The organism is Pedobacter sp. GW822-FHT03F06, from assembly GCF_058801365.1.
Map to the genome: position 1 here is coordinate 646,167 of NZ_JBXANE010000001.1, position 16,053 is coordinate 662,219.

Here is a 16,053-nt window from a genome sequence, read left to right on the forward strand (position 1 = left end):
ACCTCTCTGCACTAATCACTACTAACTAAAATTTAACTGAATTGAGATTCTTATCTACTAAAATGCCTTCACTAATTTTAAGCATGAACTGTAGTTTATGTTTTGCCTTTAATTTCAGGATAAACAGATCGGCAGTTTCGTTTAAAGCATCTTTGTTACCTATGTTTACAAAGGTTGGGTACAAAACCTTGGCACCACTTGTATGCAGGCGATCGTTGGTCAGGTTATCCATCTGTTTGGTATTTAAAGGCTGAATGCTTACAAAATCATAATCCTGTGCACTGTATGGTAGTGCAAAACTTAAAGCATTTACTGATTTCAGGTTTATTCCTTTTACTTTGATTTCGATGATTTCGTCCTTATTGTAAGCTTGTTTAGCAGTACTGATTTCCAGTTTACCTGCAATTTTATCGATTTTAGCATTTTTCACACCTCCTTCAAGCTGCGTAGCCACAACTGAAATATCGTAAGCATCGATCAAATTGTTTTTATTGATATCGCCATTGCTGATATAACCTTCAAAATCGGCATCACCTTTTCTTAAACCGGTATAATTGATGTAAGAAGTTAAATCGTTCTTATCAATTAAACGGTCGTTATTAATATCGCCCGGAAGATAACTTTCGGTACCAGGAACCTTAAACACATACAGCTCCCTACCTGAACCAAAACCACCTACGCCATCAGCAACAGCAATTTTGATGTAACGTGCAGCAGGATGTGCAGTGAAATTAAATATTTTAATTTCGTCGTTATTGGCCCATTCAAATGCACCAGCTTCTGTCCAGTTTTCTTTATTATTGCTATAAAATACTTTACCTTTTAATAAAATGCCGTTCCCTCTTCCTGTGCGTGGCAGGTAGTGGAATTTATCCAGTTGATTGACCGATTTCAGATCAATGATCATATCAAAAGGAACTGCTTTAACACCCCATTTGGTATGCCAGGTATTACCTTCGTCATAATCGAACAATTTATTGATACCAGAACCTCCTTGATTTTCTACTGTAGTTTCGGCAACAATACCCTGAATAGCAAACTCAAGCGGGTTGGTTTTAGTAGTTGCCTTAATTTCGGTCCAATCCGAGTAGCCATCTTTGTTTACTGCACGCAATTTAAAGGTGTAAGCTGTTTCGGCCAATAAACCATCAAATAATAAAGCAGTATCTCGGATAGTAGTGTAATGCATATCGTTAAAATCGATTTCATAAAAATCTGCATTGCTCACTTTGGTCCAGCTTGGTGTTAGCGTATAGGCTTCTTTGTTTTTATCACTTACCCTTGCATTAACAGGAGCAGTTAATTTCCCTGTTAACATACGTTGTTTATCTACAGGCTCAAATTTAAAACCGTTTATACTAAGTGTTACCGGATTGATGGTAATATCAGTAGACTGAAGTTTAACCAACAATTGTGGGTTTTTAACCATTGCCACTTTTTCAAACTCGCTTCCCTTAGTAGCAAAACGGTTTAAGTTTGGTGTAGCATCGTAGAAATAAACGTTAGACTGTTTTAAAAACTCTTCTTTTGAGTTTGCTTCTGTCAATTTTATTTTACTGTTTCCAACTTTTGCCGTTAACCTTTTTGGTTTTTCGGTAACGTTGATCACAAATTCGGTTGTTTTTTCTTTCACAAAACCATCGAAATCGCCCTTTGCAGGATGAATGGTAACCAAGGCATTGTTCTTCCCATCTAGTGCTGATTCAATCAAAGTAGAAGCGCCTTTTCCCAATTTGTAGGCTTCTGTTGCACCGTCGTCGTCGTATTCCGTAAATGAAGTTTTTCCAAAAGGATATAATTCATAAATACGGTTTGCTTTATTGATTTCAGAAACGTTGTTATTCGGATTCGTGATCGGGATAATGGCGCCATTTTTCACAAAAACAGGCAATTTCCATAACGGCGAATCAAAACTATTGAGAATACTGTTCCCTGCATATTTTTCTCCGGTGAAATAATCAATCCATACTCCATCTGGCAAATAAATACCATTACGGATATCGTTACCTTTCTCATCTGACTTGGTTGCCTGATAAATCGGCGCTACTAAGAAAGAAGGTCCGTACAGGTATTGATATTGTGTTGAAGTACCTTTGGTATAGGCATTTGGATACTCCAGAAACATTGCCCTTATAATCGGCAGTCCGGTAACCGCTTCTCTAGCTACGCTATAAGTGTAGGGCATCAACTCCGATTTCAGTTTTAAATAATTACGGTTAATCGAAGCTACAGGCTCGCCCAATGCATGTGGATATTTTTCGTTAGCGCCCCAACCATCCATGTTTAATTCCATCGGCGTAAAGGTTTTCCATTGGAAATCGCGGGTATTGATGGTTAGATTCTTACCACCAAAAATACCATCCATATCGGAAGTAATATTCGGTTGACCTGATAAACCAGCCCCCAAATAGGTAGGGATGTGGAAACGGATATATTCCCAAACGCCACCAGTTTGATCACCCGACCAAATACCTGCATAACGTTGTGTACCTGCCCAGCCATCTAATGAAATGATAAACGGACGACTACTATTGCCATAATAAGGCATAATCTGCGCTACATCGGCAACGCCATTCAAGCCGAACGAATAACCGGCACCTACCCAGGCTACATCAGTTTTTAATACACGAACGCCTGCATCTCTGGCTTCCTTAATAATATCGCGCTGCAATAACGGACTTACTTCTGCTTTAGGGTGAAGATCGGATTGTGTCCAAAGTCCAATTTCCACGCCGTTTTTACGGGCATAATCGCCAAAACTTTTCAGGTTCTGAATGTTGCCATCTAATGTTTCAGTTTGACCATAACCTGCGCCATAACCATCATTTGGAAGCACCCAGCCCAAAGGCATATCGTGTTTTTTATAACGGTCGATCACCGCACGGGCTGAAAACTGATAATTATTTTTTTCGCCGTTAAGCGATTCTTTTATACCGCCATTATCTTTCTGACTTTCTTTGTAACGTTTGCCATCTTCAAATAAAGTTCCTTTTTCGTCTTCTTTCCAAAAATCGCGGTTGTAAGCGTTCAAATGGCCCTGGTAGAAGCCAAATTTTGGCAACAGAATGGGATTTCCGGTAAGTTGATAAAAATCGTTCAATAAAGGGACTGCTCCATCATTAACCATAAAAAAAGCATCCAGGTAATCGGTTTCATGTGCCAATTTCACCAATCCTTTTTCTTTAGCCCCAAAATTGTAATTTCCTTTGCTAAAGGTATGCCACATTACAGCATAACCATTGGTAGACCAATAAAAAGGCGTTGGCGAAGCAACTCCCCCATCCGTCCAGCTGTTTTGGTTTTCGATAGAAATGTTTTTTCCCTTGTGTGAGAAACGACCGTTCTGTACACCTCCGCCATAAAAATATTCCTGCGGATTTTCTTTCAAACTCAGGGTTACTTTTCCTTTTTCGAACTGAACCGGCGCTAATTCTTCAACAGCCACAGCTTGTGTAGCAAGGTTAATAATTTTGATCAGCGAAGTATTTTTATCGAAAAGAACGGTAATCTTACCGGTAGATATGAACAGTTGATTATTCTCATCTTTAACATCCAGTTTTGAAACTGGTCTGCGTGGGTTTTCCACTAAAATTTTGGCTTCTGGTTTAGCTTCCGGATTGCGTATAAAACCTCCCGTAGGGTCTTCGAAAAGACGGAAAATATGATCACCGTAAAAATCTAACATTAAACATTGATTATCAGAAAGCAACAATTCTACTGTGGTGGTATTAATCTTTTTTGCACCAATCACTTTGGTAACTTTTTCTGCTGCCTGATTGGTTTTCTGAGCAGCTGGCTGAGCAGAAGCAAAAAATGGAGTGGCAATTAAAAAAAACGCACATGCCAAAACAACGCTTTTAGGTTGATTTTTGAGATTGGCTATTTTAAAGTTTTTTAAGAAATAATGCGGGGTCATTAAATTTTGATTTGGTTATGTGTTTATGTCTAAGCAAGCATTTAGCTTTAGTTGCTGTGGGCTAAAGTTAGCAAACACATTAAAGGATCTAGTGCGTTTTTAGCTACAAAAACCGCGCAATCGTTTGCCTATCTAATTTTTTACCAGAGCTGGAGTGATGTTTTCTATCATTTAAGGTAGTAGAAGATCGATTTTACAGAACGGATTCAGCAATCGTCCTCCTGGACTTGTTTCAGGATCTAAAATTGCGTCATTCTGATCCGATAGCTATCGAATTTATTTCAGAATCTTTATGGTTAGTTTTTTGCCACGGAAGCACAGATTTGCACGAAATAATATTATTAGGAGTTATTTAATGTGGTCGTCATTCCCGCGCAGGCGGGAACTTTAAAGCGGTCGCTATTCTTGTCCTTTGCGCAGTCTTGCTTCGGCTGCCGATGAAAAATCGGTACAGGTCCACCGCCGCCGAGGGCTCTTTCTTTTGGCTTGGCCCAAAAGAAACAAACCTGAGCGCAGCGAAAGCATGCCTGCCGTTAAAAATAACAAAGACCAAGGCATAACTGAAAGGCTTGGAACTGATGTCGGATAAATTCGTCAAAGCTTTTTGGGTCGCCAGCACAAGCCCCTCCCGAAGAATGTTCGGGACAAGCTTATAAAGGATCGGGGAGTGCGTGCTGCCTCGGGGTAGTGGTAGGTTGAAAGAAGGTGCAAAAGCTTTAACGTCCTGAGCGTAGTCGAAGGATCTCCTTCCATCATTTCCTAGGCCGATAGCATGGGGCATATTGCAGTATGCAGTAACTTGTTTTTTAGCCCTTTCCCTTTCAGGGGAAAGGTGCCGATAGGCGGATAGGGGTTTAAGGTAGTAAAGATTATTAAAGTTATAAAAAGATCAATAATTGATGTTTAATGGTCACCAGGTAATGAACTAATGACCATTGAACAAATGACTAATGAACTAATAAATCACTTCCGAACTATTGTTTACCATGTACTGAGGTTTAGCGCCGGCGGCCGATTTCACTTCAGTAAATTTTATCTTTTCGGCATCATTTACTACAACCTTTGACTGCTCTGGCAGTGTGACGTTCGTGAAAGTTACATTTCTCAAGCGGTGGGCTGGATCTTTAAAACCATTGATATTAATTGTTGTACCTGCATCTGAAGCCATAGACATATCTATATTTTTGAATACAAAATTTTCGAAGGTAGGGATCTGTGGTGCGGCTTCACCATCGTTGTTATAGTTTACTGCTGAGAAGATGGTAATCTGCAATAGTTGACAATCGGTTACGGTTACATTTTTCACATAACCACCTCTATCTTTTGTTCCTTTTATCTGCATGCCATGTAATAATTTCCCAGCTTTACAGTCTTGTACCAAAACATCGCTTACCCCACCAGACATTTCGCTGCCAATCGAAATACCATGACCGCGTTTAAAGTCGCAATCTGTTATCCGTACATTTTTGGTTGGTTTGGCTACAAAAAAGCCTTCAGGGTTTTTACCTGATTTAATGGCAATACAATCATCACCAGTATCGAAAGTACAGTCAAAAATATAAGCATCGGTAGAAGAATCGGGATCTATACCATCCCCGTTACGGATATTTACAGTGATGATGTTTAAATTCTGACAGGTTACGTTGTTACTATAAATATAATGAATGGTCCAGCAAGGAGGTTCAGTAATCGTTAAATCAGACAAACTTACGTTCTGACAGTTCATTAAGCAGACTAAACGGCCTCTGCTTCTTATTCCACTGGCTTTGATCATCGCATCGCCAAGTTTTTTCCCTCCGCCACTAATGGTGCCTTTACCTGTAATTCTTAAATCTTTCACATTATAAGTTCCATTGCGGTTAAGCGTACCTGCATTGAGTAAACTGGCATATGTTTTCAGCTCCCAGCCTTCGAAACGGTTTAAGATCATCGGCAAATAATCTTCTACAATTGTTGACCCTTTTAATACTGCACCTTCTTCTATCCGGAGGGTCATATTACTTTTTAAATAGAGTGCACCTGAAACGAAAGTCCCTTTAGGGATATAGACCGTTCCGCCCACACTACAGGCGTCTATCGCTTCTTGAATCGCTTTCGTATTACTGGCCATACCATCTCCTTTTGCCCCGAAATCTAAAACATTGAATATTTTTCCCTTTACCCTGGTTTTAAAACGTAGAGTATTTAAGCGGGCAGTCTTATTTCCTTTAACATTTACACTTACCGTATACCAGGTATTTGGATTCAAATTTTCGATCGTATAATTGGTTTTTCCTGTAGTACCGTATACTTTACCGTTTAAAGAGATTTGATAAATTACATTCGGCGCCTCATATTGTTTATCCCACAATAAGGCCGCAGTATTTTCTGATAAGGTACCTGGGGCAACTAAAAGATTAAACTGATTTATGGCCCTTGCACCAGCCTTGAACGACAGAAAAACGAGCATAAACAACAGCAACTTCTTGCTTATTTTATTGATAAGTATCGGTACAATCATGATGAGAAAATTATTTGGTTAGCGAAATAATTACGGGTACTGCAGTTATCTCTTTACAAAGATAACTGGCTTATCAGATTAACTGTCATGCGCTATAGGGTACAATATTTAAAGCAATAATATATCTATCAAGAATGATTTTTATTTCGATTTATATGCTAAAGGAATCGGGAACGAGGATTTGCGAAAAAGATTTCTTCAGGTTGCTATAAATACGGGGCTAGAACCGCAATTACCTATACTATCAAAAAAAATACAAAGCACAAAATAGTTTATTTTTTATACTACCTGACCATAAAACATTGATTAGTTATATTTTAAACAAAGTATTTTTGCATGATAAACTTAAAAAACAATCGAATGGCAAGCATTTTGCAAGTGTTTATAAAATTGCTTATTACAAATGAATTCCCCCCTATCAAAATCCTATAGCTGTGTAATTATAGATGACAGCCAAACGAGTATAAAAACACTTGAGCACTTTGTTTCCAAAATGAACAAACTCCAACTAAAGGGAAGTTTTACAGATGCAATAGATGCCATGGCCGCCTTTTGGACTTACGGGAAAATTGATTTTCTATTTCTGAATATCCAGATGGAAATATCAGGAATTGATATAGCCAGAATGCTTCGAAACAGCGTAAAATTTGTTGTATTTGTAAGTAACGATGACGATAATACCATTGATAAGGGCAACTGTTTTTTATTTAAACCGCTCGATTTTAGAAAATTTGAAGACACGGTAAATCAGCTGATTCTGACTGAACATAAGGATAAAGAAATACTTTTGTAAGTAGCTCGCTGATGATATTCGCTTTTATATTTCTACCATTAAGTAATTAAGAACATTAAGATTTCATAGCTCGGTTCCGGCGATCGTCCTCCAGAACTTGATGCAGGATTTATCCAGGGTTATTTTTTCGCCACGGAAGCACAGATTTACACGGAATTTAATTTTGCTTTGCGCTTTAGTCTTTCAGCTTTTACCTTTCTTATCATTAAGCAATTAAAAACGTTAAGATTTTTATAGTTCGGTCCCGGCGATCGTCCTCCTGAACCTGGATCTATCCAGCTTGGATTATTTTTTTGCCACGGAAACATAGATTTACACTGAAATTAGTTTACCTTTTGCTTTCAGCTTTTACCTTTCTACCATTAAGTAATTAAGAACATTAAGATTTCATAGCTTATTCCTAGCGATCGTCCTCCTGAACTTGTTTCAGGATCTATCCAGCTTGGGTTATTTTTTGCCACGGAAACACAGATTTACACGGAATTTAATTTTGCTTTAAGCTTTAGTCTTTAAGCTTTTACCTTCTACCATTAAGCAGTTACGGACATTAAGTTTTGATAGCTCGGTCCCGGCGATCGTCCTCCTGAACCCGATAGCTATCGGGTTGTTTCAGGATCTTTCCGAGTAGTTTTTTGCCACGGAAGCACAGATTTGCACGGAAATTAGTTTACCTTTTGCTTTCAGCTTTAGTCTTTAAACTTTGGTCTTTTAGCTTTAGTCTTTCAGCTTTTACCTTTCTTAAAAATCTGAATAGTCTGTAGGGTAAACAAATTTAGTATCGTTTTTAGAAACATTGTGCTGATATTCTGGCATGGCTGATAACTTCTTCCAATAATCATCTGCCGAGAAAGCCTTCCAGTGTGCATCTCTATCTGCCTTATTTTCGAAAGTGGTTAAATACATGAGGTTAGGCATGCGACTACCTGCGATTACTTCTCCATAAAATACGGCATTAAAATTGAGTCTTTTAAACAACCCGATTTCATCACCTTTATTAAACATTTCAACTTTATTCTTAAAATATTTCTCAGTAGGTGCCTCATAACTTCTTAACTCGTACACCCGTTCTTTCATCGGCGATTTTAGATTAGGGAGCATAAAATGAGGAGCATCTTCAAAAGCCTTTAAAACAATAGATTCTAATCGCTCATAAGGAGTCTCGGTATAAGCTGCATCAAGGTAAGTTTTACCGTCAATGGCATGTTGTTTATCTTTGGCTAACTTTTCATCCAAATCCAGAACGCCATTGAATGATTTCAAAGGAATAAATACATAAATAAGCTTTTCTATAACCACAGCCTGATCGCTTACAATTGGCTTAAATACACCAACTTTTGTAATTCCGATACGGTGCAATGCGGGTAAATATGCATTCTGCAGATAATCATCTACTGTTTTTTCTTGTGCATCGGTTTTCAAATGGTAAATTTTGATCTGATAGAAATCTATCTTCGATGCATTGGCCACAAATGCGCTGGATAATAGCACAAATAAAAACAGACAGGATACTTTAATTCTTTGCAACATGGTTAAGGATGATTAGATAATGCAGCAAAGTAACAATTTATTTTAATGATTGAATAAAAGTAGCGTTGAGTCATTACATTTTTAGGGAGCCAATGATAGATAAACAAATGGCTAATCACCTATTAACCAACGACTATTGAACCAATACATTTGGATTTGGTGGTTCGGCGTGCAATAAATGTTTTACAAAGAAATCGCGTTTACGCCTACGACCGTAAATACCGCCATCACTGTGCCCCATACCCGGAATGCTTAAAATATCAAAATCTTTGTTTGCTTTGATCAATGCATCGGCAAGTCGATAGGTTGATTCTGGTGGTACGTTTTCATCGGCCTCACCAACAATTAAAAATAGATTACCCTGTAATTTTGCTGCATTGGTAATGTTAGATTGTTCTCCATAGTGCGGTCCTACCGGATAACCCATCCATTGTTCGTTCCACCATTGTTTATCGATGCGGTTATCGTGACAACCACAGGCAGAAACCGCAGCCTTATAAAAATCGGGATGAAATAACAGCGCACCTGTTGAGCTTTGCCCCCCTGCCGAAGTGCCATAAATCCCCACGCTGGTAATATCAGCATTTGGATATTTAACGGCCATGGCTTTCATCCACAATATCCGGTCAGGGAAACCAGCATCAGCTATGTTTTTCCAGCATACATCATGAAAAGCTTTAGACCGGTTGGCAGTACCCATTCCATCAATCTGTACTACAATAAAGCCTAATTCGGCAATGCTCTGCATCTCACTGGCTGGTAAGAAACTTTTAGGCACAAAACTATCATGAGGGCCTGCATAAATATTTTCGATCACAGGATAAGTTTTGTTCGGATCCATTTTTGAAGGAAAACAAACAATGCCCCAAATATCTGTTATGCCATCTCTTCCTTTGGCCACAAACACTTCAGGCAGTTTAACACCGGTAGCCAAATAAACATCCGTTTGGCCATGTTCTATTTCGCTTATTTTTTTGGTGTTCGAAGTTAACCTTAACTCGCTTACAGGCGGCACATTTACCTGTGAATAAGTATCGATATAATATTTACGATCGGGAGAAAAACTGAGGTTATGGTTACCTTTTTCGGGCGTAAGATTTACCAATCCTTTACCGTCGAAACCAATCCGGTAATAATGGATAAAGTAAGGATCTTCACTGGCATTCATTCCGCAGGCCCTAAACCAAACCTGGCGTTTAACCACATCTACACTATCGATATCCCTAATTACCCAATTGCCTTTGGTAATCAGCGTCTGTTTCCCAGTGGTGCCATTAACCAGATAAAGGTGTTGCCATCCATCCTGCTCACTGGTCCATAATATTTCATTTGTTTTAGGTAAGTAACGGGTATAAATGCGGCGCTCATAAATGAAGGTTTTTGTTTTTTCGTCGATAATGTTTTTGGTTTTGCCTGTTAAAACATCTACTTCAATTACCCTGAAACGTTGATGGCCGCGATCTACTTTCTCATAGGTATAATATCTGCTGTTATTATCGCGCCAATGCAATTCTGGTGCACCAAAGAAATCTATCGGATCTGCATCTACTTTAATGGCAGTTTTAGCCATTACATTAAAAACATAGGGTTGATAAGCGGTAAAATCGTCGCCAGGCTGTGCATACTCTCTTGATTTTAATTCACCACGGGTAGTGCCAGGAACGGAACTTAATACATAATGTACTTTTTTAGTCTCCTTCGGATCGATTTTATAGGCAACAATATTTTTGCCATCGGGCGACCATGCAAATTCGCCATAAGGTTTATCGGCATTACCATCGGTACTCAACTGGGTTTCTGTTTTGGTAGCTAGATCAACCACAAATATATTTCCACCCTTTAGAAGGATTTCGCTTTTACCATCAGGCGATTTTCTGGCCTCACGGTTCCGTTGCCAGCGCGATCTGCTTTGCTGCAAAGGTCTTTTGGCATTGTAACGATAAATTGTAGTGTCTTTGGTGTCTGCCAAACTGTAATCGTTCAAGTTTAATTCATACCATTTATCCTGTATTTTTAGTTTTGCCGTATTACCCTGATCGGCGAAATACAGTTCAGCAAACTGCAGTTTTAATGGATTTTGCTTTTTACCTGTTACCTTTTCTATGTTTTCAGCCAGTTTATCGTTATCAAATGCAGCTTTACGTTTACCTGTTGCAGCATCTACATAATAATATTCCCATGTTCTGTTAGGAAGGTTCTTTTTGTACCAAAATGCACTCCCGTCTTTTTTCCAAAAGGGAACAGGATCGTTGTTGGTTGGGATATTCCGTAATGCGGTATCCAGTTTAGCAGATAATTGGTAAGCATTTGCCATTTCAGCAGCACTTGGTGCATAAGGCTGTAAACCCGCTTGTTGCGCCAGCAGCTGAAAGGAAACAAAACTGAATAAGATGATCGCTATTGCTTTTTTAGCGTTTGGATAAATGGTCATTACAGATTTTTTGTGGTAAATATAGTGCTACGGCTTTTCAGATTTCCTTTAGATTTTGATGAATAACATCAATATTTTAACCGCTCACATCAACCGATTCTTTTGCTTTCAAATCCTGTCGGGCAATATTTCCTTTAATCAGGTAATAAACCGGTATACCAATTAAAGTGATAATTAACCCAGGCCAGGTAAATTTAGGTTTAAAAATAATCAGCAATACACAAAAAGCCAGTCCCATTGCCATATAGATGATTGGCAGCACAGGGTAGCCAAAAGCTTTGTAAGGTCTTTCGGCTTCCGGTCGTTTTTTACGAAGGATAAAAATTCCGAAAATGGTGAGCATATAAAACATCACTACTACAAACGAGATCATATCCAACAGATCGCCATATTTTCCGCTAATGCACCATAAACAAGCAAAAACACATTGAATCCACAGTCCAAAACCAGGAACCGCATTTTTGTTGAGTGTACCTACTTTTTTAAAGAAAAGCCCATCTTTGGCCATTGAGTAATACACCCTGGCACCAGCCATAATTAAACCGTTGTTACAGCCGAAAGTCGAAACCATAATCATTAATGCAATAATGACGGTACCCGCTGTACCGAAAATATGATTGGCAGCAGAAACCGCTACGCGATCTTTATCAGCATAGGCGATATCGTGTAATGAAAGTACCCCAGTATACATCACATTGGTGAGGATGTAGAGCACCGTTACGATGATGGTTCCTAAGGCTAAACTCAAACCAATATTGCGTGCGGGGTTTTTAATTTCGCCGGCAATAAAAGTAACGTTGTGCCAGGAGTCGCTACTAAATATCGAGCCCACCATCGCCGCTGCAATGGCACCGAAAGCCGCCAAAGTGGTGTAAGAGCCAATATTTCCATCGGCAGATAGCGGTCCTAAAACCCACATATTTTCCCAGTTTGTTTTCCAGATTCCCCTATCTAAAAAGAAAAGGCCAAACGCGATAAGGCCAAACAAACTTAATAATTTAGCTACTGTAAAGGTGGTTTGAATCACTTTACCACCGTTTACCCCTCTATTGTTAATATAGGTCAGTAATATAATCACCCCAATGGCCAATAGTTGAGCTGGGGAAATGGTAAAGAACCCCAGATCGATGGCGACTAAATCTTCACTTAGTGCAGGCACAAGATATGCAGTAAACTTGGCAAATGCCACGCCTACTGCGGCAATAGTCGCTGTTTGGATTACGGTAAAAAAACTCCAGCCATATAAAAAACTGATCAGCGGATTATAAGCTTCCTTTAAATAAATATACTGCCCGCCCGCTTTTGGGAACATGGCACTTAATTCGCCATAACTCAATGCAGCAGTAAGCGTCATAAAGCCTGTAATTAGCCAAACCACTAATAGCCAGCCAGAACTGCCCACATTCCGGGTAATATCGGCGCTTACAATAAAAATACCTGAGCCGATCATACTTCCGGCTACAAGCATTGTTGCATCCATCAATTTAAGTGAGGGTTTAAATTGTGTGGTTTCTTTTTCAATCATGTGTTCTGTTGCTTGGTGGTTCAAATGGTTTGGTGAGTTTATTTATTTAAGTTGGCCGTAAAAATGCCATGAGGTAGTGAAATCACGGGTTAAGGGCTGATTGGTTAAAGTAGCCCTGATCATCTCTACAGGAATTAAGTTTTCTTTAATTACCGCATCGTGAAAAGCTTTGAAGCTCATCTTACCACTATCAACCAATTCCTTTTTCAGCGCAAAAAGCTGAAGACCACCAGTAAGGTAAGCTACCTGATACAAAGGACTGTAATCGCCTTTGAAAGATCTTCGTACTTCGCCTTCTGCATTGGCGCGTTCGTGTCCTACCCGATCGACCAGAAAATCGACACACTGTTGAGGTGTCCACTTGCCCAGATGAAAGTTTAGCGAAAAAAGAATCCTCGCGCAACGGTGCATTCGCCAGAAAAGCATGCCCATTTTTTCTTCGGGAGTTTTGGCAAAGCCTTTATCGTAGAGTAAAAGCTCCCAGTATAATGGCCAGCCTTCTACACTAAAAGGAGTTTTAAAAGGATCGCGGTAGCTTTTATAACGGTTATTGATAAAATATTGATAATGATGACCCGGTAAGAGTTCGTGCTGCACGGTTCCCCTCGAAAAATAAGGATTATTACCCCGCATACTCATTAACTTATCATCTTCTTCCATTGAATTTGTTGGGTAGGAAATACTAATTTCGCGCCCGCCGGTAAAAAATGGATTTACCAATTGGCGTTCGGCCGACATCATGACCATGCCCCAGGTTTCTTCTGCCAGTGCCGGAATATTGATCAGATCGTTGGCTTTTATAAAGTTTAAGGCATCATCCTGTAGTTTTACAATCAATTCTGGTTGTTTGCCTAAGGGCACATAACTGTTCTTGATTTTTTCCTGGGCTTTTTTCCAGTCTTTACCAAAGCCCATTGCTGCCGATGCTTTTAAAAGTTCTTCGTCGCAAAACTTAAATTCTGTTTCGGCAAGCTTAATCAGTTCTTCTGGTGTGTAAGGGATAAGTTCTGCATTTAATTGCCTGATCAGTTCTTCCCTTCCAATGGGATTGCCCTTAATTTCTGGTTTATTTGATTTTGTTGCTGGTACAGGATCTCCTTTATCGTTAAAAAACTTAGCGTAATTGGTCAAAGCGAGATCTAACTTTTCGTATGGTTTTGGTGCCCACCAGGTAAAACCAGGCTCATAATCCATATAAAACTGATAAAAACCTTTTAAACGGTGTTTTAAACTCAAGGTTATGGCCGTTGCCATTTTAAGCTGATCGGGTTTGAGGCTTACCTGCTTCGTGAAATTTTGGCCCAGGGTATCAATCTGCTTCGCGATTTCGGTCATCTGGACAGCCAGTAAAGATCCTTCTTTATAAGTGCCCCTTCTTCTCAGCTTTTCGAGTGCATAAATTGCATCGGCAAAGGTAAAATACTTCGACAGGGCATTATATTCCGTTTCCTCTTTACCTAAGAGCCAGGCAGAAGACTCTATCTGTTTTTTAAGGAGGATATAATCTACTTTGCCATAAATACTAAAGTCTTCAAATTTGGCCGATTTTAACTTGCTTAAATAATCTTTGTTGATGTCTTGCAGGCGTTTTCTTTGTTCAGGACTTTTAAAAGTAGTCATCGGAAAAGAATAAGTACCTCCTGCGGAATAAGGATAATAGAAATCGTTAATGGCATCTACATCCCTTTGGTAGCCTACTATCAGCGTACCCATTTCGCTGGTTTGTTCGTACAAACTTTCGTTTGATGTTTGGGCTAATACAAAAGTACCTGATAACAGGCTTACCATTAACAAGAGGGCAAAAAACTTCAATTTGTTTTGCATTTGGTTTGGTTAAATTTGGCGAATAGCATTTGCCTCCATTTGAAAAAATGGCTCGCTTTTTTAAAAAAATAAAAGTGTTTTTTTTTGTTTAGGCGCCTACATAGCTCACCCTGCTCACATTATTATAAGTATCGATATATGCTCTTGGCGACTGACCAATAATACTTTTAAATACCCGGTTAAAATTGGTAATACTATTGAAACCGGCTTTATAGGCTACACCTGAAATGCAATCGGCTTTCTCACCCGAAATAAGGCTTTTACAGGCATCGTTAATTCTAACTTCGTTTAAAAAGGATACGAAAGTATGTCCGGTATGTTTCTTAAAATACCTGCAGAAAGCCTGAGGCGTCATAAACGCGGCATTGGCTACATCTTCTAAAGAAATCTGATTATTGTAGTTTTCGGTGATAAAGTTAATGATCTTACTCAACCGCATGCCTTCATTTTCGGTTACGTTAGAAGAATACATATCTGAACACAACGATTCTACATTCTCATTTAAATCCTGAAGACTGTTAACCAATTTCAGAAAGTTAAACAGCACATCAACGCCTGATGCCTGATGAACATTGAACATTTTGGTTACCATGTTTTTAGTAAAAGCAGCAGGAATTTTGAAACCATGTTTGTTTTTAGCCAAAAAACCACTTGCCATCTTCATTTCGGGAAGATTGAACAAAGCAGCTAAAATACCATTGGGATTGAAGTAAATAGAACATGCTTTGATTGTTTTATTGTTCTCAGCACAGAAATATTCGGGATTGCTTTTAAAAAGATGTGGAAGTTTTGCCCCAATTACAAAAATATCGCCCGATCGGAAAGCATGCATATCATTCCCCGCAATTAATGTACCTTCTCCTTTTTCTATGTAAGTTATCTGCCACTCATCATGTCGGTGCAGGTATTGGTAAAAATATGGAAGTTCAATATGTTCCGATATCACACTCTTGTCATCGGGAACAAGCATGGTAAATGGTAATACTTTCATAATTTTGGTTTAGTTGGTTGAGTTTGATTACGAATTGAATGTATGAATATTAACTCAAATAAACCAATAAAACCTAAATAAGGTTAAAATCCTGCTATAATTTGATAATATATGACGGATTCGATTATGAATTCGGCAGCTCGTAAATCACTACAAATTTAGTTTAACCTACTGTAAAGCAAGATATAAGACGATTAATTTGAACGAGTAAAATCTGCTATTTTTGAATTAGCAGTCTATTCTGGAGGTTTTTAGGAAAATTGCGAAGAAACTGAGTTAAATTAAGAAAGTCAAGTTTTCAAAAACTTGACTTCCTTGATTTAAGCTTGCTGCCTAACGATTTCCAATCGAGTTATCAATGACAGATTCCAAAAATCACGCGTCATTTCGACTGAAGCACAGCGAAACGGAGAAATCTTTTAATATAGTTCAAGGATCTCTCCTCCAAAGGAGTTCCTTCGGAACACTACGGTCGTATTCTAGGTTTACCACAATTGCAAATTTATTTTAAGAAAAACTCTTTTTTTGGAGTTTTTCTTAGCTTTT

8 protein-coding genes are annotated in these 16,053 nt (G+C 38.8%); 1 reads left to right on the forward strand and 7 read right to left on the reverse strand.

The annotated features are described in order from the left end of the window. Positions 1–25 precede the first annotated feature (25 nt). Positions 26–3,847, reverse strand: a complete 3,822-nt coding sequence (locus AC1RJ8_RS02460) for a TIM-barrel domain-containing protein (protein WP_493008025.1) — start codon at positions 3,845–3,847, stop codon at positions 26–28. Between the two features lie 1,024 nt (positions 3,848–4,871). Next, on the reverse strand, positions 4,872–6,416 hold the full coding sequence (locus AC1RJ8_RS02465) for a glycosyl hydrolase family 28 protein (protein ID WP_492951937.1): 1,545 nt from the start codon (positions 6,414–6,416) through the stop codon (positions 4,872–4,874). A gap of 493 nt (positions 6,417–6,909) precedes the next feature. Here AC1RJ8_RS02465 and AC1RJ8_RS02470 point away from each other — a divergent pair, with 493 nt between their 5' ends. Further along, the gene (locus AC1RJ8_RS02470; RefSeq protein WP_492951936.1) at positions 6,910–7,209 is read left to right on the forward strand and encodes a hypothetical protein; all 300 of its coding nucleotides are present in this window, start codon (positions 6,910–6,912) and stop codon (positions 7,207–7,209) included. A 738-nt stretch (positions 7,210–7,947) separates the two neighbouring features. Here the strand turns inward: AC1RJ8_RS02470 and AC1RJ8_RS02475 are convergent. The 5 genes from AC1RJ8_RS02475 to AC1RJ8_RS02495 all read right to left on the reverse strand — a co-directional run bounded on the left by AC1RJ8_RS02475 (position 7,948) and on the right by AC1RJ8_RS02495 (position 15,507). Then, positions 7,948–8,736, reverse strand: a complete 789-nt coding sequence (locus AC1RJ8_RS02475) for an NIPSNAP family protein (RefSeq protein WP_492951935.1) — start codon at positions 8,734–8,736, stop codon at positions 7,948–7,950. Between the two features lie 133 nt (positions 8,737–8,869). Beyond that, positions 8,870–11,167, reverse strand: a complete 2,298-nt coding sequence (locus tag AC1RJ8_RS02480; protein ID WP_492951934.1) for a S9 family peptidase — start codon at positions 11,165–11,167, stop codon at positions 8,870–8,872. A gap of 76 nt (positions 11,168–11,243) precedes the next feature. After that, entirely contained in the window at positions 11,244–12,692 is a 1,449-nt protein-coding gene (locus tag AC1RJ8_RS02485) for an APC family permease (RefSeq protein WP_492951933.1), read from the reverse strand. Positions 12,693–12,734: 42 nt separating this feature from the next. Continuing rightward, positions 12,735–14,516 carry a DUF885 family protein gene (locus AC1RJ8_RS02490; protein ID WP_492951932.1) on the reverse strand — a complete coding sequence of 594 codons (1,782 nt, stop codon included), beginning with the start codon at positions 14,514–14,516 and terminating at the stop codon, positions 12,735–12,737. Positions 14,517–14,604: 88 nt separating this feature from the next. After that, positions 14,605–15,507 carry an AraC family transcriptional regulator gene (locus AC1RJ8_RS02495; protein WP_492951931.1) on the reverse strand — a complete coding sequence of 301 codons (903 nt, stop codon included), beginning with the start codon at positions 15,505–15,507 and terminating at the stop codon, positions 14,605–14,607. Positions 15,508–16,053 lie beyond the last annotated feature (546 nt).

What these genes read in the sequence shown, in the direction of transcription:
- AC1RJ8_RS02465 (WP_492951937.1), bottom strand. Translation starts at nt 6,416, where the DNA reads ATGATTGTACCGATACTTATCAATAAAATAAGCAAGAAGTTGCTGTTG.
- AC1RJ8_RS02470 (WP_492951936.1), top strand. Translation starts at nt 6,910, where the DNA reads ATGAACAAACTCCAACTAAAGGGAAGTTTTACAGATGCAATAGATGCC.
- AC1RJ8_RS02475 (WP_492951935.1), bottom strand. Translation starts at nt 8,736, where the DNA reads ATGTTGCAAAGAATTAAAGTATCCTGTCTGTTTTTATTTGTGCTATTA.
- AC1RJ8_RS02480 (WP_492951934.1), bottom strand. Translation starts at nt 11,167, where the DNA reads ATGACCATTTATCCAAACGCTAAAAAAGCAATAGCGATCATCTTATTC.
- AC1RJ8_RS02485 (WP_492951933.1), bottom strand. Translation starts at nt 12,692, where the DNA reads ATGATTGAAAAAGAAACCACACAATTTAAACCCTCACTTAAATTGATG.
- AC1RJ8_RS02490 (WP_492951932.1), bottom strand. Translation starts at nt 14,516, where the DNA reads ATGCAAAACAAATTGAAGTTTTTTGCCCTCTTGTTAATGGTAAGCCTG.
- AC1RJ8_RS02495 (WP_492951931.1), bottom strand. Translation starts at nt 15,507, where the DNA reads ATGAAAGTATTACCATTTACCATGCTTGTTCCCGATGACAAGAGTGTG.